Consider the following 17529-nt stretch of genomic DNA (forward strand, 5'->3'; position numbering starts at 1 on the left):
ATTAGAATGTCATATTATTGTTAGACTAAGACCTACAGAACAAGAGGGGTGAGTTTTTTTGGAAAATACAATTCTTGAGGTGCGGAATGTCAGCAAATTGTTCGGCCCAAATGCCCAGCAAGGCATTCAGCTATTAGAGAAAGGGCATACCAAAGAACAACTGGCCCGCGAGAAACAAATAACCGTGGGTGTTAACCGGGTTAGCCTGGATATTCGCCAAGGCGAAATTTTTGTCATTATGGGACTGTCCGGCAGCGGCAAATCCACTTTGGTTCGGATGTTGAATCGTCTGATTGAGCCTTCGTCCGGTGAAATTCTGATCCATGGCAAGGATCTGCGCAAAATGAACAAAGCCCAGCTCCGAGAGGTGCGGCGTAAACAGATCAGCATGGTGTTTCAGAAATTTGCGCTGTTTCCACACCGGACTGTGCTTCAAAATGTGGAATACGGAATGGAGATCCAACAGGTTGACAAAGAGCAGCGCCGGGTTAAAGCGGAGCATGCGCTTGAACTGGTCGGCCTGAAGGGTTGGGGGGCCAAGATGCCCGATGAGCTTAGTGGAGGCATGCAGCAACGGGTGGGGCTAGCCCGGGCGCTTGCGAACGATCCCGAAATTCTGCTCATGGATGAGGCATTCAGCGCACTGGATCCTCTGATCCGCCGGGATATGCAGGATGAGCTTCTGGAGCTGCAGGAGAAAATGAAAAAAACGATCGTGTTCATCACACACGATCTGGATGAGGCGCTGCGCATCGGAGACCGTATCGCTCTTATGAAGGATGGGGCTCTTGTGCAGCTGGGAACTCCGGAGGAGATGCTTACGCAGCCTGCTAACCGTTACGTTGAACGGTTTATTGAAGACGTGGACCTGTCCAAGGTACTAACGGCTGCACATGTCATGATACGTCCTGAAACCGTAACTCTAGACAGAGGGCCGCGGGTTGCATTACAGCTTATGCGGGAGAGAGGGATCTCCAACCTGTTTGTCATTGACCGGGCTAAACGGCTGCTCGGTGTTATTACAGCGGAGGATGCCTCTTCTGCCATGAAATCCGGAACCGGGTTATCTGAGATACTGATCAAGGATGGACCGGAAGTCAGCCCGGATACCCTGCTTGGCGACTTGTTCGAGGTCACCAGTTCCTCAAAGGTGCCGCTTGCTGTCGTTGATGAGAACCGACGCTTGCTCGGAGTCATTGTACGGGGAGCCGTACTAGGAGCACTCGCCGGAGATACCAAAAGCTTGGGAGGTGAGGAATGATGATGCCGAAAATTCCTCTTGCGGATTGGATCGAAGCTCTGGTCAGCTGGATGGGGAATCACCTAGGAGGCCTGTTTGACGCCATCTCCACTGTGATTCAGCATGTGGTTGCATTCTTTTCGGGCATATTCCTGCTGCCGCATCCTCTGCTATTCATCGTTATCCTTGGTATTCTTGCTTATGCCATCGGCAAGGTTCCGCTTACGCTGTTTACCGTGATCGGCTTCCTGCTGATTGATAACTTAGGATACTGGACCCAAACTATGGATACCCTGGGTCTAGTGATCACCTCTGGGCTGATCTCGATCATTCTTGGGATTCCCCTGGGCATATGGAGTGCATACAGCAGAACCACGCACCGTATCCTTTCACCGATTCTGGACTTTATGCAGACCATGCCGGCCTTCGTCTATCTGCTTCCGGCGGTTACTTTCTTCAGTCTGGGTGTAGTGCCCGGTGTTATTGCTTCGGTTATCTTTGCGATTCCCCCAACCATAAGAATGACTTATCTGGGGATTAAACAGGTATCTGCAGAACTGACGGAAGCTGCCGAAGCCTTTGGTTCCACAACATGGCAGAAGCTGTTCAAGGTGGACCTGCCTCTGGCGATGCCAACGATGATGGCTGGAATTAACCAGACCATTATGCTCAGTCTGTCCATGGTTGTCATTGCTTCCATGATTGGTGCCCAAGGCATTGGGGCGGAAGTCTACCGGGCGGTAGCTCAGCTTAAGATTGGCCAAGGATTCGAGGCTGGCCTTGCTGTAGTCGTGCTGGCCATTGTGCTGGACCGCTTCTCACAGAACCTGTTCAAGACAGGACGCCGCAAAGCGGCAGCTCAAAGGCAGCCGCACCGCCGCCTGGTTTATGCCGTATCCCTTGCTCTGGTCATTATTGTTGGAGGCATTGCTCAATACCTGCTGCTTCCTTCCGGGACGTCGGCGGACGCCAATCAAGGCGGACAGGTTGCCAGCCAGTTCCACAACCAGATCATAGGGATAGATCCTGGTTCAGGCATTATGAAATCTACCGCCAAAGCGATCCAGGATTACAATCTTAAGGACTGGAAGCTGATTGAAGGCTCCAGTACTGCCATGACAGCTATGCTGGATAAGGCAATCAAGAATAAGGAGCCGATTATCGTAACCGGCTGGACTCCTCACTGGATGTTCACGAAATACGATTTGAAATATTTGGATGATCCGAAGAAAACTTACGGTGAAGCGGAAGAAATTCATACGCTTGCCCGCAAGGGGCTCAAGCAGGATGAGCTGACCGCTTATACTTTCCTCGACCGGTTCAGTTGGACCGCGGACGAGATGGGAGAGATTATGGCAGCTATCCAAGAAGGCGAGAGCCCGGAATCAGCTGCCAAGAACTGGGCCGTTAAGCATTCAGACCGGGTACAGGAATGGACCCAGGGGCTTAACAAGGTGAATGGGCACAAGCTCACTCTCAGCTATGTGGCTTGGGATTCTGAAATCGCAAGCACCAACCTGCTTAAATACATCCTTGAGGAGGACCTTGGCTACAAGGTTAATGCCCTTCAGGTGGAAGCAGGCCCGATGTGGACCGGGGTTGCCAGTGGGGATGTAGATGCCACAGCTTCGGCCTGGCTGCCGCTGACCCATGCGGACTACTGGAACAAGTATAAAGGGGATCTGATTGATCTCGGTCCCAACATGACCCATGTACGCACCGGACTTGTTGTTCCTGCTTATGTAGATCTTAAATCCATCGAAGACCTGAATAAATAGAAGTAAACGCGATAAGCCCCCAATTCCCAGCAAGGGATTTGGGGGCTTTCTGTGTGCTTATATAAATTGAACTGTTGATTTTCTCCCAGTAGTGCAGCCGCGTGAAATGTTCTTACGATCGCTGTTGCTCTCAGATTTCTTAAATTATATTTATAAGGTGGAAATCCGTTCACAAAGGCGAACGCTTCGCTTCTCCAGAATCATTTCACACTCTTGCCTGTGGCTCAATTCTCAAATTCACTTATATAGTTAGAATAATTTTTTTAACGCCAGCGACTGCTCTATTAATTCCTTAAATGCTTTCACCTGTATTGGCTTCGTAATATAATGCGCGAATCCAGCCTGCTTGCCCTTCTCCACATCCCCTTTCTGGGCATAGGAGCTTATGGCCAGAACGGGGATATCCCTGGTCTCTTGGCGTTCCCTGAGGAGTTTTAGAGCTTGGTATCCATCTATGCCGGGCAGCTGGATATCCATCAGAATCATATCCGGCTGTGTACTGACAGCAAGTTCAATTCCCTCTTCGGCATTTGGCACGCCGATGAGATCAACTTGCGGAATCTTTTTGAATATATGCTGCATTAACGCCATGTTAAGCTCGTTATCTTCAATATATAGAATCGTATAGCTCGATGATTCCATGACCTCACTCCTTATTAGATAAGCATCTACCTTGGCTGTTACCATGGAATATACTTTTGGAAGAACACCTTTACCTCAAAATGTAAAAAAGCCAAAAAAGGAGTTGAATACTCCTTCTTTGGCTTATGTTCAGCTCATTCTCATGTCTGACCCATTACAACCTATGTATGTTATTTAAATGTATACAGAATTACGCTCCGGTCATTCGAAAAGTCCCAATCCACATAGAAGTCAGAAATTTTCTTGCCTAGATCCTGCTCAAAACCTATATTCTGCTCCAAATACCGCTTCTCCAACTTACGCTTGGTTGACTTTAAAATATGTTCATATCCCATATCAATTAATTCTTTCTCTATCAGAATCAGGATGCCTTCTCTGACGACAATCAACGTCTTTGGCCCCATCCACCAAGAATCAATATGGACAGGCTCCTTCTGCACTTTGCCGCTGACCTGGATCACATGATCATGTACGCTCTTCTGTCCTGGGTAGGATTCCGACTTTTCCGTGTGTCGTTCGAACAAGCCCACAATCATGCCTGTCGCATTATGCAATCCCCAATCATAGTACATCTCCTGAACCTCAAGCGTCAGCTCGTTCTTCAAATAAGCGGACAATTCGGGCAGCAGAGACTTCATCAGAAGCTCCCGGGTATATCGCAGCGCCTGCTCTTCTTGCTTATCCAGCAGAAATTGTTCAACCGGACTGATAAAGTTACGGATATGTATGGCAATACCATGGGAATCCACAGATACATTGACAGACTCAGGACCCTTGCCGAAGCGGTTCCTGAGAAGCTTGCCCGTATAGCTTGCTATAAGTGTTGACTTTTCTTTTACAGTCATTTTACCACACCTTTTATAGATACTAAATATTTATACTAAAATTTAGGTAATATAATTCCCCGAGTACAGAACCACCACATCTTATACCTTGCAAATAGAAGGTGGTTACTTGCTAATTAAACCAACTGCTTACTTGCTGAAACCACTTGCGGATTTCTTTCCGAGGACAGGCTGTACAGCCAGAATACGATCCACCCGAAAGGCACGCGGCTGCCCGCTCCTTAAACATTTTGCCCGAACCAGCCCGCATCGAATCCCATGCACCTCAATGTGGCGCTGCGTAATAGATCCGGCTCTGTCGATATATATTATTTCCACTTGTTCACCAACATATTTACGCACAAGCTGCTCCATAGCCGATCACTCCAATAAGAACATTTGTTTGTATTATATACGATCATTTGTTCCCTTATCAACATCAAAATGTTGGCATTGGTTTACCCGGATTAACTTTCTGCTACATAAGCAAATCTGTTTCTCTAGACCCACACGATTTCCATTTGCTATCATAACTTACAACTCAGCAGCAAAGGAGAAGCAAATGACTGACATTTCTGAAATAAAAGAAGGGGAAAAAGGGGCATGGTTAAGTATTGTCGCTTACATTGCTCTATCAGGGATAAAGGTCACTGTTGGTTATTTATATAGTTCTGAGGCACTTTTTGCTGATGGTATAAATAACATGACAGACATTGTTGCATCTATTGCCGTACTAGTTGGTCTTCGGATATCCCAAAAGCCGCCGGATGAGGATCATCCTTATGGGCATTTTCGAGCCGAAACGGTAGCCTCCCTAATCGCTTCATTTATCATGGCTGCAGTAGGTATACAAGTATTGATTCAAACCATTCAATCCTTGTGGCATGGAAAAGAGTCCTCCCCTGATATTGTAACTGCTTGGGTGGCTTTATTCAGTGCCGCTTGTATGGCCCTTGTGTATTTATATAACCACAAACTGGCAAAAAAGGTGAACAGCCTGGCTCTGATGTCAGCCGCAGCGGATAATCGTTCTGATGCTCTTGTCAGCATAGGAGCTGCAATTGGCATTTTTGGGACACAGTTCGGGCTGCCTTGGCTTGATCCCGTTGGTGCTATTATTGTTGGGTTAATTATCTGTAAAACAGCTTGGGGAATATTTAAAGAGGCCACTCATTCTTTAACCGACGGATTTGACCGTTCTAAACTGCTGAGTTTAACCGAGACAATTGAAAAAACAAAAGGTGTAAAATCAGTCAAGGATATTAAAGCGCGGTTTTACGGCAGTAAAGTCATTGTAGATCTTGTGGTTCTAGTTGACGAGAACTTGTCACTTGTAGAAGGGCATCAGATTAGCGATGAAATTGAACGGAGTATGACTAAAAAACATAACATTATGAATGTTCATGTTCATGTAGAGCCTTATCAGGAAAATAGCGAGTAGCAGAATATTCATTATTTCTGATTCGCTTCTGTGTGATTTTTATGTGATTTAACATTAACAGAGGGGTGGTACCTCCATTTTACCAAAGAGCGGTTTCTTTTTGTGTACAAATAAATGAGAGGGCGCCCCTCAGTCAGTTAATGACTTTTGAGACACCCTCCTTTCTACTTTATTTTTCTCTAGTTAATCAAATCTGATTTTTGTAACAGCTGCTCAATGATTGCTGCAACTTCAGCCCTGGAAATATGCTCTTTTGGCGCGAACTGGGTGCCATTCCAGCCTGATATAAGATAATTCGGAGAAGGACCACTGCTTCGCTATACAGCAAGCATTCGTCCATATCAATGTTATATGGCAGTTAGCTTAGTAAAAAGCCGGCAGCCAGTCGCCGTGGGCTTCAATCAAATCATCACACAGAGCTACGATATCATCGATGGACAACTCTGCTGCTGTATGTGGATCGAGCATCGCAGCATGATAAATGTGTTCCCGGCGTTTGGTCACGGCCGCTTCAATAGTCAGAAGCTGAGTGTTGATATTGGTACGATTCAGCGCCGCCAGCTGAGGGGGAAGGTCACCTATATACGTAGGTGATATTCCGCTTCTGTCCACAAGACAAGGTACTTCTACACAGGCCTCTTGTGGCAGATTCGTAATCAAACCGTTGTTCAGAACATTCCCGCCAATCTTGAAAGGTACATTCGTCTCGATGGCCTCCAGGATATATGAAGCATATTCGTGAGTCCGCTCGTGCTCCAGATTCACATTCCCAACCAGCTCATCCCTCATCCGGGTCCAGCTCTCAATCTGCTCGACACAACGGCGCGGGTATTCATCGAGTGGAATATTGAATTTATCGATAAGTTCCGGATAATTCTTCTTGATAAAATAAGGGTGATACTCCGCATTATGTTCAGAGGATTCCGTGACATAATAACCGAATTTCATCATAAGTTCGAATCTTACCATGTCATCGTGCTTGCCTTCCCTCTGCTTCTCCAGCGCTCTGCGCTTAATTTCCGGATACAGATCCATACCGTCCCGGGATACCTCCAGCAGCCAGGCCATATGATTAATCCCCGCAATGCGTGTCTTGACTCCTGTCGTGTCCATACCTAAAATCTCAAATAGACGTGGTACACATACCTGAACACTGTGGCATAACCCGACGGAGTTCACTCCTTCGTAACGACTCATGTAATTAGTCAGTACGGCCATGGGATTCGTATAATTCAGGAAGAGGGCATCCGGACATACCTCGCGGATATCCACCGCAAACTGCTCAAGCACCGGGATCGTCCGCAGATTACGAAAGATCCCCCCTATCCCCACAGTATCGGCAATCGTCTGACGAAGTCCATATTTCTTCGGGATTTCAAAATCAGTGATTGTGCAGGGATCATATCCGCCTACCTGAATCGCGTTAATGATATACTTGGCCCCGCGCAGCGCTTCCTTCCGGTCAGAATATGCCTTAATGCGGCAGCGGCTTCCTGACGTTGTACGAATGTTGTTCAGCATCGTCTCCGAATCCCGGAGCCGCTCAGGATTAATATCGAACAGAGCGATTTCGAAATCCTGCAGAGCGGGAGTGAGCATGCAATCTCCAAGAACATTTTTTGCAAAAACTGTACTTCCTGCGCCTAAAAATACGATTTTATCCATACTGCTTCAGCCTCCTAAACAACGTCAATATGTCTTGATAACGCTTTCTATGCACTTAACTATAAAACACTAATGATCCGTTGGGCATGGAACATTGCCATCAACATATGGACATTTGTCGTTTGAAAGAGGCCGCTAACCAGGTCTTTCATCCCTCATATTTCAATAATGGGTTCATGACATTCGTAGAGTTTAGCTGGTTTGGCGGCTCCTTAGAGCTGTTGCTAGAGCTGCAGACACCCAAAAGAATGATGAGCACGGATAGAGCCATAACCATGTTGAACCACTTTTTAAACATTTCTTCATCCTCCTTGATGAATAGTACGAATTCAGGCCTTTCGAGTGCTGATATTACCGTCTGCTTGAGCATTCAGACAAACCTAATGTTGAAAGCAATTTCAGCAACTGTAAACAACGTGACTACATCGTCTATGAGTCAATTATTTTATTTATTGATAACGCTTTCCATGTATTTTACTATAGAATACAAATAACGATAGATACCGAAACATTACCATCAACATATGGATATTGACAGAAGGAATGGCTCAATTTGAGACAAGTACGCTTGCTAATTTGATAATAGGGGCTGACAACACATGGAGACTCCGGAACATTATGAGTACAGGGTAGAGATTAACCCCTATCCCTATAAGAATGAGCTGAATGTAATGTTTGTTGGTGCTGCCAGACCTTATCCACTTCATCAGATTGGGCCTGCTGTCCATGATTATATTCTGATTCATAGCGTGGACCAGGGTAGGGGCACATTTGAATGGGAAGGGCATACATACCGCATCGGTCAGGGAGATACATTCGTTATTTTTCCAGGGGGATTATTCAGTTATCAATCCGATGAGACTGAACCTTGGTCATACCGCTGGATCGCTATTCAAGGACCAAATGCGCTGGAGCTGCTTGCCACAATCGGAATTACGCCGTCCAACCCCGTGATAGGAGGTGCCGATGCTGTAAATTTAGCCAACATATACGAACAGGCTGAGCAAAGTCTGGGAAAGCGGTCGGGAGAAATTTTAACGGATCTGGAAGCTGGCGGCTGGCTCCGTATCCTCCTAGCCGAATTCGCCCGCCAGAACGCGGATAAACTTCCTGCCTCTGCACGAATATTGACAGAATCAGAACGCGTAGTCGAACAGGCCGTCAAATGGTTCCGTTCTCAATATATGCTGCCTATATCCATTGGACAACTGGCCGCTTCTCTTGGGTATCACCGAACACATTTCACGAAGATATTTAGACAGATTACCAGCCTCTCCCCTATGCAGTATGTCCAGCGTATCCGCATGGAAAGGGCTAAGGAGCTGCTTCATACTAGTCTAACTGTGGAGCAGGTGGCAGCTTCCTGCGGCTTTCAAGACCCGTTATATTTCTCAAGACAGTTCAAGAGCAGTACGGGGCAGTCGCCAACCCAATTTAGAGATCAATTGAGAACGATACAGGTAAAATAGCCCACACACACTGCTGTGGGCTATCACAAAGTAATGGAAATTTAAGTGTAATTCTTCCTCATACATGCAGGACTTTAAAAGCCGCTCAATATACAGCCAAGCCCCTTTTCAAACTTTGGACTAGGAAACTGCAATTTAATTAAATGGGGGATGAGCATGGATGAGGTGATTAATGCGGAGGCTAAGAAGCAAAATAACTATATTGAAAAAGATAACGCGTATCTTGTGTATAAAGCAAAGTTAGGAAACTATGACGTAGATTTAATGTACAGTTTTATATCCGGTAAGCTTATTGGTGGTATGTATACATACAGCTCGGATAACCCAGCGAAGATTGATGAATTTATGGAATTTATTAAATCAGAGTTAACAAAAAAATATGGTGAAGGTGCGCAAGAAGAAGAACTCTTTAAGTCGTGGGTATGGAAAAAAGACGATACTAAGATTATAGTCGATAATCCACTCGGAACCGCAGTGATTGTTACATATGCGTCCACCTAGAAGATAGAAAAAGACAATTCTAAAGACAAACTTCAAGATAGCTTATAACCTGATTACGTATAAGTAGGCTCTCAGAGGCAGGAGTTGATCTCAAAACAATCATAAAGAGAGTCGGCCATAATGATCTCGAAACAACTCTTAGAATACATACTCACAAGAAACCACTTTGCAGGAAAAGTGATTTTTATGTGATTTAACATTAAAAGGCTCCCCGAGGGGAGCCTTTTAAACATTGGTATTACAGGGTTTATGAACCCTTTATTACATCATTCCACCCATGCCGCCCATGTCAGGCATAGCTGGTTTTTCTGGTTCTGGCTTATCAGCGATCACGGCTTCAGTAGTCAGGAACAGGCCTGCAACGGATGCAGCGTGCTGCAGTGCGGAGCGGGTAACCTTGGCAGGGTCAACGATACCTGCTTCGATCATGTTCACCCATTCGCCAGTAGCTGCGTTGTAACCTACGCCGATTTGTTCTTTCTTCAGGCGCTCAACGATTACGGAACCTTCTTCACCAGCATTAGCTGCGATGGTGCGGATTGGCTCTTCCAGAGCGCGAAGCACGATGTTCACACCTGTCTTCTCGTCGCCAGTTACGTTAACAGCGGAAACCGCATTATATACGTTCACAAGCGCTGTACCCCCACCGGATACGATACCTTCTTCAACCGCAGCGCGGGTTGCGTTCAGGGCATCCTCGATGCGAAGCTTGCGTTCTTTCAACTCAGTTTCAGTTGCTGCGCCGACTTTGATTACCGCTACACCACCAGCCAGTTTAGCCAGGCGCTCTTGCAGTTTTTCTTTATCGAACTCAGAAGTGGTTTCTTCGAGTTGAGCACGGATTTGGCTTACGCGAGCCGCGATATCGTTCTTGTCTCCACTTCCGTCCACGATAGTTGTAGCTTCTTTGGTTACGCGCACTTGACGAGCGTTACCCAGCTGCTCGATGCTTGTGCTCTTCAGATCAAGACCAAGCTTCTCGGTGATCACTTGACCACCAGTCAGAGCAGCGATGTCTTGCAGCATAGCTTCACGACGGTCGCCGAAGCCAGGAGCCTTAACCGCTACCGCGTTGAATGTGCCGCGAAGTTTGTTCACGATCAGCATAGCTTGAGCTTCGCCTTCGATATCTTCAGCGATGATCACAAGCGGGCGGGCTTGTTGAACGATCTTCTCAAGCACTGGCAGAATTTCTTGAGTGCTGCTAATCTTCTTATCGGTAATGAGGATGTACGGATTATCCAGTACAGCTTCCATTTTGTCAGTATCGGTGATCATATAAGGGGAGATGTATCCGCGGTCGAACTGCATACCTTCAACCACTTCAAGCTCAGTCGCGAATCCACGGGATTCTTCAACAGTGATAACACCGTCTTTGCCGACTTTCTCCATAGCTTCAGCGATCAGTTCGCCCACTTCTTCGTCAGCCGCAGAGATTGCAGCTACTTGAGCGATGGACTGCTTGCCTTCGATTGTTTTGGAGATCTTTTGCAGCTCTTCTACAGCTGCGCGAACCGCTTTGTCGATCCCTTTGCGCAAGCCGATTGGGCTTGCACCAGCAGTTACGTTCTTCAGACCTTCACGGATCAAGGCTTGAGCAAGAACGGTAGCTGTAGTTGTACCATCACCGGCTACATCATTAGTCTTGGTAGCTACTTCTTTAACAAGCTGCGCACCCATGTTCTCGAACGCATCTTCAAGTTCGATTTCCTTGGCGATCGTCACACCGTCATTCGTGATGAGCGGGCTTCCGAATTTCTTCTCCAGCACCACGTTGCGTCCTTTTGGACCGAGGGTTACTTTTACCGCATTTGCCAAAGCGTCAACCCCGCGAAGCATAGCGCGGCGAGCGTCTTCACTGAATTTAATGTCTTTTGCCATTGTTCAAAAACCTCCCTGATATATTGGTAATACGGTTCATACCGTATTCATCGTGCAATTTAGACTGCGTATATTCAAGTTCAGGATCTGGCTGACTTAGCCGATAACCGCGTGAATGTCGCTTTCTTTCATAATCAAATATTCTTTACCTTCATACTTAAGCTCTGTTCCTGCATATTTGGAGAACAGAACCACGTCGCCCACTTTCACTTCAAGAGCTACATGGACACCATCTTTCACAGAACCGCTGCCTACAGCAATAACTTTGCCTTCCTGCGGCTTCTCCTTGGCAGTGTCCGGGAGCACAATCCCGAAAGAGGTTGTTTCGTTTTGTTCAATCGGTTCTACCAATACGCGTTCACCCAAAGGTCTGATCATGAAAAATAGCCTCCTTAAATTAGTTATGTTGTTTTTGCTGATACTCTATGTTTGTTTTGTTAGCACTCAACATCGTGTAGTGCTAACAGCCAACTTTATAATACTCAAACTCGCGTAAGATTTCAAGTCCCTGCGACCATTTTTTTCTTGGACACGCCTCTTTCATCCTATCCCTTCCACAGCTTAAATATTCCTTTTATATAGAAGAATTCGCAAAAAAGCCCCTTGGCTCGTAAGCTTTGGAAGCTACGAGCCAGGGGCTTGCATAATTAAAGATCATATTCAGCTTTCCGCAGCGCCTCGGCTGCCTGCTGCTTGCGATACAGCCTGCCCGACAGCATAACGCTGAACTCATACAGCAGAATCATCGGAACCAGCACCAGGAACGCTGAGAAGAAGTCCGGCGGCGTAATCATAACCGAAACGACGACCAGCGCGAAATACGCAACCCGGCGCATCTTCTTCAGACGTTTGGGATTAAGCAGCCGTATCTGCGTCAGAAACAGCACCACGATCGGCAGCTCAAACAGCAGCGAGATCGGCAGGATAATATTCATCATGAACTTGAAATAATCTGCGATCCCGTAGGTCTCAACCAATCCGAGCTGCTTATTTAGACTGGTGGTGAAGGACATCGCCAGCGGGAACACTACGAAATAACCAAACGCGACACCAGCCAAAAAGCAAATAAACACAAAAGGGATATATTTCAGTGTGGCCCGGCGCTCCTTCGGCTTAAGTCCAGGACTCACAAACGCCCAAATCTGATATATGGTAAACGGCAGTGTCACCGCAAGGGCAACAATCAAGGCCAGCTTCATGTACACATTGACCCCGTCCCAGAAAGAGAAGGCGTTCAGCTTCAGTTCCAATCCCTTAGGTCCTTGTACGGTCAAATAATCATATACCGGGTGCGCCACAAAAAAACCGCCGACAAGCACCACAGCAAACAGCAGCAGCGTGACGAACAAGCGCTTGCGAAGCTCCGCCAAATGATCAACTACCGACATTCCTTCCTGTTCCTCAGGCATTTAACGCCGCCCTCCTGTCTATCTTCAGCATAACCAGACAAAATAAAAGCACCTCCCGGTGCCGGTTCACGGGGTCTTCAGGTTCCTCCCCTTTTATAGGAAGCAGCCATTCCCGCGGTCTAACTCCTACTAGCTCCTGACTAGCTCCTGCTCAAATATACGAGCCTTAAGAAGGTACTAATAAAATGAACTTATGAAGGTTACACACCTCTAGGACGCACCGCTTCTTCAGAATCACTCGACCTCTCTCCTGAGATCAAGTTAATTCTAAAGTTCATTTTATATCATAAAGAAGTCTTGAAAAAAAAACTCCTTCCTTCGGGAAGGAGTCTATTATTCCGGAAGTCTGCGCTCTGCAGGCTGTGTCTGAGCTTGCTCCACAGGCTTCACGGGCGCAGCCTCAACCTTCTTCATCTGAGGCTCGTCATCATCACTCACGATATCCCGTGTTGCCTCTTTAAATTCACGGAAGGTACGGCCCACCGCCCGTCCCAGATCCGGCAGCTTGTTCGGCCCAAACAGCAGCAGGGCTGCAATAATGATTATAATAATAGCTGACATCAGACTAGTTCCTCCGTTCTGTCCTTATGTCCACATCATATCATAAGTAAAAACTATGTGACAGGTCTAAGCAAGCATCCACTATAACCGGAACTGGCCTGTTACCATCAGCAGCGCATCCGGCAGCTGGCCCATAATGGCTGCCAGATTCTCATGAACCCCTTTGGGCGTACCCGGCAGGTTCACAATCAAGGTTCGGCCCCGAATGCCTACAACGCCGCGAAACAGCATTGCCGCAGGATTCTTCTGCATCGCTCTCGCCCGCATGGCTTCCGCCATGCCCGGCACCTCCCGCTCAATAATGCGCCGTGTTGCTTCAGGCGTCACATCTCTGGCTGCCAGCTCAGTGCCGCCGGTGGTCAGCACCAGGTTCGCCTGGAAATAGTCCGTCATCTCAATGAGAGCGGCAATAATTTCATCCTGTTCGTCAGGAACGATGCGGTATTCCACAATTTCTCCGCCCAGTTCTTCCTCGACCAGTTCCCGGATAACCTGGGCGCTCGTATCTTCACGTTCGCCTCTGGCTCCCTTGTCGCTAGCCGTCAAGATCGCTGTTTTCCATACCATGAAGTCACCCTCCTTATCCGAATTGGAACATTTATCTGTCTATACCCCGAGGTTATAATCGCCGCTCTTCCCGCCAGTCTTGGACTTTAGAAGAGTCGGGCCAATAATCATATCTTTCTGCAGTGCCTTGCACATATCATATACCGTCAGAGCAGCTGCCGACACGCAGGTGAGCGCCTCCATCTCAACCCCGGTCTTGCCTTCGGTCTTCACTGAAGCCTCTATATATAACTCATCATGTCCGTTATCAGAGAACATAAGATTCACACCTGTCAATGGCAGCGGGTGACACATCGGAATCCAGTCTGAAGTCCGCTTAGCCGCCTGAATTCCGGCAACCTGGGCTACAGCGAGGACATCGCCCTTGCCTACCTTGCCCTCCTTGATGGCGAGCAAAGTCGAAGGCAGCATCGTGACCTTCGTAACCGCCACCGCTGTTCGGGCCGTGACCGCTTTCTCCGAGATATCGACCATTCTTGCCCGGCCCTGTTCATTGAAGTGGGTCATTTTCGCCTGATCTGATGCAGAATCCGTCAATATTCTCCCAACCTTTTATCTTCATTTATGCTTCAAACCGCTTGCGCAATCCGTATCACACCGTCAGCTGTAAAGAGCAGGTCCAGCTTAAAATCATGCATCTCCATCGGAACCTCGGGAACCAGCTGCTCCTGCAAGGCGAGTGCCGCCAGCACTGGCTTACGTCCCGCTTGTAATTGCCGCGTAAGCTGTTCCACAAACCGGTCGTAATAACCGGCCCCAAAGCCGATTCTTCCGCCTTTTCGATCATAAGCAAGTCCCGGAACGAGAACCAGATCAATCTCCTGGTACTGTTCAACCGGCCAAACCGGAAGGTGGTCTTCAGGCTCAGGAATCCCCCAAGAACCTGGTGAATAATCGCGTTCGCTCTTAATCTCATGCAGACTCATTGAAGACTTCCCCGTTATACGTGGAATAAGAACACGGTCTCCATGGTGCCAGCAGCTGCGAATCAAAGGCAGGGTAGAGGGCTCGTCCCGAAAAGACAGATAGCTGAACACCACAAGTCCCCCGCCGGGCTTGTCCGCCCGAAGCCGGGATAAGAGCTGCTCCTCGGCCAGGAGGCTTGCTGACTCAGCCTGCTTAGTTCTGGAGATTTCGGGAACAGCCGCACGGATGCGGAGCATGCGCTCACGAAGCTCTCTTTTTAATTCAGGTATATCCAAGTTCGTAGCACCTGTCTTTCGAAATGCTTAGGTTGACGCCGGTCCGCAAGGAAAATTTCATTCATGCGCCAAATATCTCCCTTTAGTTTATCACTGTTCCGCCAAAATGAAAACTTGAACAAAGCGCCATCGTCCCCGAAGATCCGGGAGTATCCGGTGCATTTGCATAGGGTTTCATGTAAACTAGAAATAAGAACCCCTGGGCAGCACGCAAGGCTGCTATTAGACTATGGAGGATATACAAGTTATGCTGCTTCAAGCTACAGATATCAGAAAATCATACGGAACGACACATATATTAGAAGGCATCGGGCTGCAGGTGCTGGAGCGTGACCGGATTGGTCTGGTCGGTGTAAACGGGGCCGGCAAATCTACCCTGCTTCAAATCCTAGCCGGAGAAATGTCTTATGACAGTGGACAAATTTTCAAAGCTAAAGAGACAACAATCGGATATCTTGCCCAGAATAGCGGACTTCATTCAGACCGGACCATCTGGGAAGAGATGCTGAATGTGTTCTCACCTCTGATTGAGACTGAGGCGGAACTGCGCCAGATGGAGCTGGAGATCGCGAGTCCGGAAACCGCGGCGAATGAGAAGGCGTTTGAAGACCTGCTTGAGCGTTACGCGCGTAAGTCCGACTGGTTCAAGGACCATGGCGGCTATGAGATGGAGACGCGAATCCGCAGTGTGCTTCACGGCATGGGATTTGGCACATTTCCTCCGGAGACCCGGATATCCACACTGAGCGGCGGACAGAAGACTCGTCTGGCTCTCGCCCGCATTCTGCTTCAGGCTCCGGATCTGCTGATGTTGGATGAGCCGACGAACCATTTGGACATCCAGACGCTGACCTGGCTGGAGGATTACCTAAGAAGCTATTCAGGCGCCCTTCTGATCGTCTCCCATGACCGGTACTTTCTGGACCGGCTGGTCACTGCCATTGTGGAGATCGAACGTCACCAATCCAAACGCTACACCGGGAACTACAGCCGGTTCATTGAACTGAAGGCTGCGGAATATGAAAGCCAGCTCAAGCAATACGAGAAGCAGCAGGACGAGATCGCAAGGCTGGAGGACTTCATTCAGAAAAATATTGTCCGCGCATCGACCACCAAGCGGGCACAGAGCCGCCGCAAAGCGCTGGACCGAATGGAAGTACTGGACCGGCCGCAGGGTGATCTGAAGAAGGCCAACTTCTCCTTCGAAGCGGAGATCATGTCTGGCAAGGAAGTACTGCAGGTTGAACAATTAGCTTATGCGTTCGATAAGGATGCTCCGCTCTTCCAGAATGTCAGCTTTGATCTGCGCCGGGGAGAGACGGTTGCCTTGATCGGTCCTAATGGAATCGGCAAGTCCACCCTGCTGAAAATGCTGACCGGCGACCTGAAGGCAACCTCCGGAAGAATCAACTGGGGAACCAAGGTCAAGCTTGGGTACTATGACCAGGAGCAGACCCATCTGAATCCAAGCAATACGGTGCTTGAAGAGCTGTGGAGTGCGTTCCCTCATATTGAAGAGGCGCGAATCCGCAGTGTGCTCGGCAATTTCCTATTCAGTGGTGAAGATGTGCTCAAGCGGATCTCCGCCTTAAGCGGCGGTGAGAAGGCCAGGGTTGCTCTGGCCAAGCTGATGCTGCTCAAAGCTAATGTGCTGATCCTGGATGAGCCGACAAACCATCTCGACTTGTATAGCAAAGAGGTGCTTGAAGCAGCTCTAATTGAGTATGATGGCACACTGCTGTTTATTTCCCATGACCGGTACTTCCTGAACAAAATGGCCGAGCGCATCGTGGAACTGCACCCGCTTGGAGCAGAGATGTATCTTGGCAATTACGACGATTACCTTGAGAAAAAACAGGAGCTTGAAGAACTTGCTCTGGAGAAGGCGGCGGCCAATTCCTCCCCCACCAAGAAGCAGACTGAAGAGGCCGCAGCTGAGCCGAAGAGCGGTGCCCAGTCCTTTGAGGCAGATAAACAGGCTAAACGTGAGGAACGCAATCGGCAGCGCCGTATCGATCAACTTGAACAGTTGATTGCCAAGCATGAGGAGAATATCTCGGAACTTGAGGCCGAGCTCGCTCTTCCTGAGGTTTATCAGGACTATATGGCCGTGCAGGAACGGCAGGCGAAGATTGATGACCTCAAGAACCAGCTGGCTGCGGCCTATGCCGAATGGGAGGAACTTCTCGCTGAGGCTTAATGACAGCGGCATAAAATATTTTTTTTTTACATTAGGCTTACAATCGGGTTAACTTATACACAGCCTTATCCACACAATTAAGAAATATGTCCTTATCCAAACGGCCTGTTTTGCTGGTTTTTCACCCGTCCTTACTCACTTAGCCTGTG

Annotated in this window: 18 protein-coding genes; 6 read left to right on the top strand and 12 right to left on the bottom strand. The window is 48.0% G+C overall.

All coding sequences use genetic code 11. The features are described 5' to 3' along the window. The first annotated feature begins 58 nt into the window (after positions 1–58). Together KJS63_RS14780 and KJS63_RS14785 are read left to right on the top strand one after the other, a co-directional pair. On the top strand, positions 59–1261 hold the full coding sequence (locus KJS63_RS14780) for a quaternary amine ABC transporter ATP-binding protein (protein WP_068615236.1): 1203 nt from the start codon (positions 59–61) through the stop codon (positions 1259–1261). Next, the gene (locus KJS63_RS14785; RefSeq protein WP_213620071.1) at positions 1261–3018 is read left to right on the top strand and encodes a glycine betaine ABC transporter substrate-binding protein; all 1758 of its coding nucleotides are present in this window, start codon (positions 1261–1263) and stop codon (positions 3016–3018) included. Before KJS63_RS14780 ends, KJS63_RS14785 begins: the two co-directional genes overlap by 1 nt. A gap of 249 nt (positions 3019–3267) precedes the next feature. Here KJS63_RS14785 and KJS63_RS14790 read toward each other — a convergent pair whose 3' ends face one another. The 3 genes from KJS63_RS14790 to KJS63_RS14800 form a co-directional block, all read right to left on the bottom strand. Beyond that, positions 3268–3660, bottom strand: a complete 393-nt coding sequence (locus KJS63_RS14790) for a response regulator (protein WP_213619809.1) — start codon at positions 3658–3660, stop codon at positions 3268–3270. 170 nt (positions 3661–3830) lie between these two features. After that, positions 3831–4505 (bottom strand): Na-translocating system protein MpsC family protein, encoded by a 675-nt coding sequence (locus KJS63_RS14795; RefSeq protein WP_213619810.1) that lies wholly within the window; start codon positions 4503–4505, stop codon positions 3831–3833. A gap of 129 nt (positions 4506–4634) precedes the next feature. After that, positions 4635–4859: a hypothetical protein gene (locus KJS63_RS14800; RefSeq protein ID WP_213619811.1), complete on the bottom strand. Its 225-nt coding sequence runs from the start codon at positions 4857–4859 to the stop codon at positions 4635–4637. 187 nt (positions 4860–5046) lie between these two features. Between KJS63_RS14800 and KJS63_RS14805 the strand changes: the two genes are divergently transcribed. Then, positions 5047–5925 (top strand): cation diffusion facilitator family transporter, encoded by an 879-nt coding sequence (locus tag KJS63_RS14805; RefSeq protein ID WP_213619812.1) that lies wholly within the window; start codon positions 5047–5049, stop codon positions 5923–5925. A gap of 363 nt (positions 5926–6288) precedes the next feature. On the opposite strand, the gene melA is transcribed toward KJS63_RS14805, so the two are convergent. Beyond that, positions 6289–7590: an alpha-glucosidase/alpha-galactosidase gene (gene melA, locus KJS63_RS14815; RefSeq protein WP_213619813.1), complete on the bottom strand. Its 1302-nt coding sequence runs from the start codon at positions 7588–7590 to the stop codon at positions 6289–6291. Between the two features lie 148 nt (positions 7591–7738). After that, positions 7739–7888: a hypothetical protein gene (locus tag KJS63_RS14820; RefSeq protein ID WP_213619814.1), complete on the bottom strand. Its 150-nt coding sequence runs from the start codon at positions 7886–7888 to the stop codon at positions 7739–7741. Positions 7889–8189: 301 nt separating this feature from the next. Between KJS63_RS14820 and KJS63_RS14825 the strand changes: the two genes are divergently transcribed. Then, a complete protein-coding gene (locus KJS63_RS14825; protein WP_213619815.1) occupies positions 8190–9059 on the top strand; it encodes an AraC family transcriptional regulator in 870 nt (289 codons plus the stop codon). Between the two features lie 156 nt (positions 9060–9215). Next, on the top strand, positions 9216–9560 hold the full coding sequence (locus KJS63_RS14830; RefSeq protein WP_213619816.1) for a hypothetical protein: 345 nt from the start codon (positions 9216–9218) through the stop codon (positions 9558–9560). A 261-nt stretch (positions 9561–9821) separates the two neighbouring features. Here KJS63_RS14830 and groL read toward each other — a convergent pair whose 3' ends face one another. The 7 genes from groL to KJS63_RS14865 all read right to left on the bottom strand — a co-directional run bounded on the left by groL (position 9822) and on the right by KJS63_RS14865 (position 15180). Then, positions 9822–11441: a chaperonin GroEL gene (gene groL / locus KJS63_RS14835; RefSeq protein ID WP_068615214.1), complete on the bottom strand. Its 1620-nt coding sequence runs from the start codon at positions 11439–11441 to the stop codon at positions 9822–9824. A 96-nt stretch (positions 11442–11537) separates the two neighbouring features. Continuing rightward, on the bottom strand, positions 11538–11819 hold the full coding sequence (groES, locus tag KJS63_RS14840) for a co-chaperone GroES (RefSeq protein ID WP_068615212.1): 282 nt from the start codon (positions 11817–11819) through the stop codon (positions 11538–11540). A gap of 269 nt (positions 11820–12088) precedes the next feature. Further along, positions 12089–12850: a twin-arginine translocase subunit TatC gene (gene tatC / locus KJS63_RS14845; protein WP_068615210.1), complete on the bottom strand. Its 762-nt coding sequence runs from the start codon at positions 12848–12850 to the stop codon at positions 12089–12091. A gap of 333 nt (positions 12851–13183) precedes the next feature. Beyond that, positions 13184–13411, bottom strand: coding sequence for a twin-arginine translocase TatA/TatE family subunit (tatA, locus tag KJS63_RS14850; protein WP_213619817.1), 228 nt, complete (start codon positions 13409–13411; stop codon positions 13184–13186). 81 nt (positions 13412–13492) lie between these two features. After that, entirely contained in the window at positions 13493–13978 is a 486-nt protein-coding gene (locus KJS63_RS14855) for a MogA/MoaB family molybdenum cofactor biosynthesis protein (protein ID WP_068615203.1), read from the bottom strand. 39 nt (positions 13979–14017) lie between these two features. Further along, entirely contained in the window at positions 14018–14485 is a 468-nt protein-coding gene (gene moaC / locus KJS63_RS14860; RefSeq protein WP_068615200.1) for a cyclic pyranopterin monophosphate synthase MoaC, read from the bottom strand. Positions 14486–14547: 62 nt separating this feature from the next. Then, positions 14548–15180 carry a 5-formyltetrahydrofolate cyclo-ligase gene (locus KJS63_RS14865; RefSeq protein WP_213619818.1) on the bottom strand — a complete coding sequence of 211 codons (633 nt, stop codon included), beginning with the start codon at positions 15178–15180 and terminating at the stop codon, positions 14548–14550. Between the two features lie 247 nt (positions 15181–15427). Between KJS63_RS14865 and KJS63_RS14870 the strand changes: the two genes are divergently transcribed. Next, positions 15428–17380 (top strand): ABC-F family ATP-binding cassette domain-containing protein, encoded by a 1953-nt coding sequence (locus KJS63_RS14870; RefSeq protein ID WP_213619819.1) that lies wholly within the window; start codon positions 15428–15430, stop codon positions 17378–17380. Positions 17381–17529 lie beyond the last annotated feature (149 nt).

It is taken from the genome of Paenibacillus sp. J22TS3 (assembly GCF_018403205.1).
Taxonomy (GTDB): domain Bacteria; phylum Bacillota; class Bacilli; order Paenibacillales; family Paenibacillaceae; genus Fontibacillus; species Fontibacillus tuaregi.

Excerpts from the sequence above, each read along its gene's own strand:
- groES (WP_068615212.1), bottom strand. The coding sequence starts at position 11,819 with ATGATCAGACCTTTGGGTGAACGCGTATTGGTAGAACCGATTGAACAA.
- KJS63_RS14820 (WP_213619814.1), bottom strand. The coding sequence starts at position 7,888 with ATGTTTAAAAAGTGGTTCAACATGGTTATGGCTCTATCCGTGCTCATC.
- groL (WP_068615214.1), bottom strand. The coding sequence starts at position 11,441 with ATGGCAAAAGACATTAAATTCAGTGAAGACGCTCGCCGCGCTATGCTT.
- KJS63_RS14870 (WP_213619819.1), top strand. The coding sequence starts at position 15,428 with ATGCTGCTTCAAGCTACAGATATCAGAAAATCATACGGAACGACACAT.
- KJS63_RS14830 (WP_213619816.1), top strand. The coding sequence starts at position 9,216 with ATGGATGAGGTGATTAATGCGGAGGCTAAGAAGCAAAATAACTATATT.
- moaC (WP_068615200.1), bottom strand. The coding sequence starts at position 14,485 with ATGACCCACTTCAATGAACAGGGCCGGGCAAGAATGGTCGATATCTCG.
- KJS63_RS14795 (WP_213619810.1), bottom strand. The coding sequence starts at position 4,505 with ATGACTGTAAAAGAAAAGTCAACACTTATAGCAAGCTATACGGGCAAG.
- melA (WP_213619813.1), bottom strand. The coding sequence starts at position 7,590 with ATGGATAAAATCGTATTTTTAGGCGCAGGAAGTACAGTTTTTGCAAAA.
- tatC (WP_068615210.1), bottom strand. The coding sequence starts at position 12,850 with ATGCCTGAGGAACAGGAAGGAATGTCGGTAGTTGATCATTTGGCGGAG.
- KJS63_RS14805 (WP_213619812.1), top strand. The coding sequence starts at position 5,047 with ATGACTGACATTTCTGAAATAAAAGAAGGGGAAAAAGGGGCATGGTTA.
- tatA (WP_213619817.1), bottom strand. The coding sequence starts at position 13,411 with ATGTCAGCTATTATTATAATCATTATTGCAGCCCTGCTGCTGTTTGGG.
- KJS63_RS14800 (WP_213619811.1), bottom strand. The coding sequence starts at position 4,859 with ATGGAGCAGCTTGTGCGTAAATATGTTGGTGAACAAGTGGAAATAATA.
- KJS63_RS14825 (WP_213619815.1), top strand. The coding sequence starts at position 8,190 with ATGGAGACTCCGGAACATTATGAGTACAGGGTAGAGATTAACCCCTAT.
- KJS63_RS14855 (WP_068615203.1), bottom strand. The coding sequence starts at position 13,978 with ATGGTATGGAAAACAGCGATCTTGACGGCTAGCGACAAGGGAGCCAGA.
- KJS63_RS14785 (WP_213620071.1), top strand. The coding sequence starts at position 1,261 with ATGATGCCGAAAATTCCTCTTGCGGATTGGATCGAAGCTCTGGTCAGC.
- KJS63_RS14790 (WP_213619809.1), bottom strand. The coding sequence starts at position 3,660 with ATGGAATCATCGAGCTATACGATTCTATATATTGAAGATAACGAGCTT.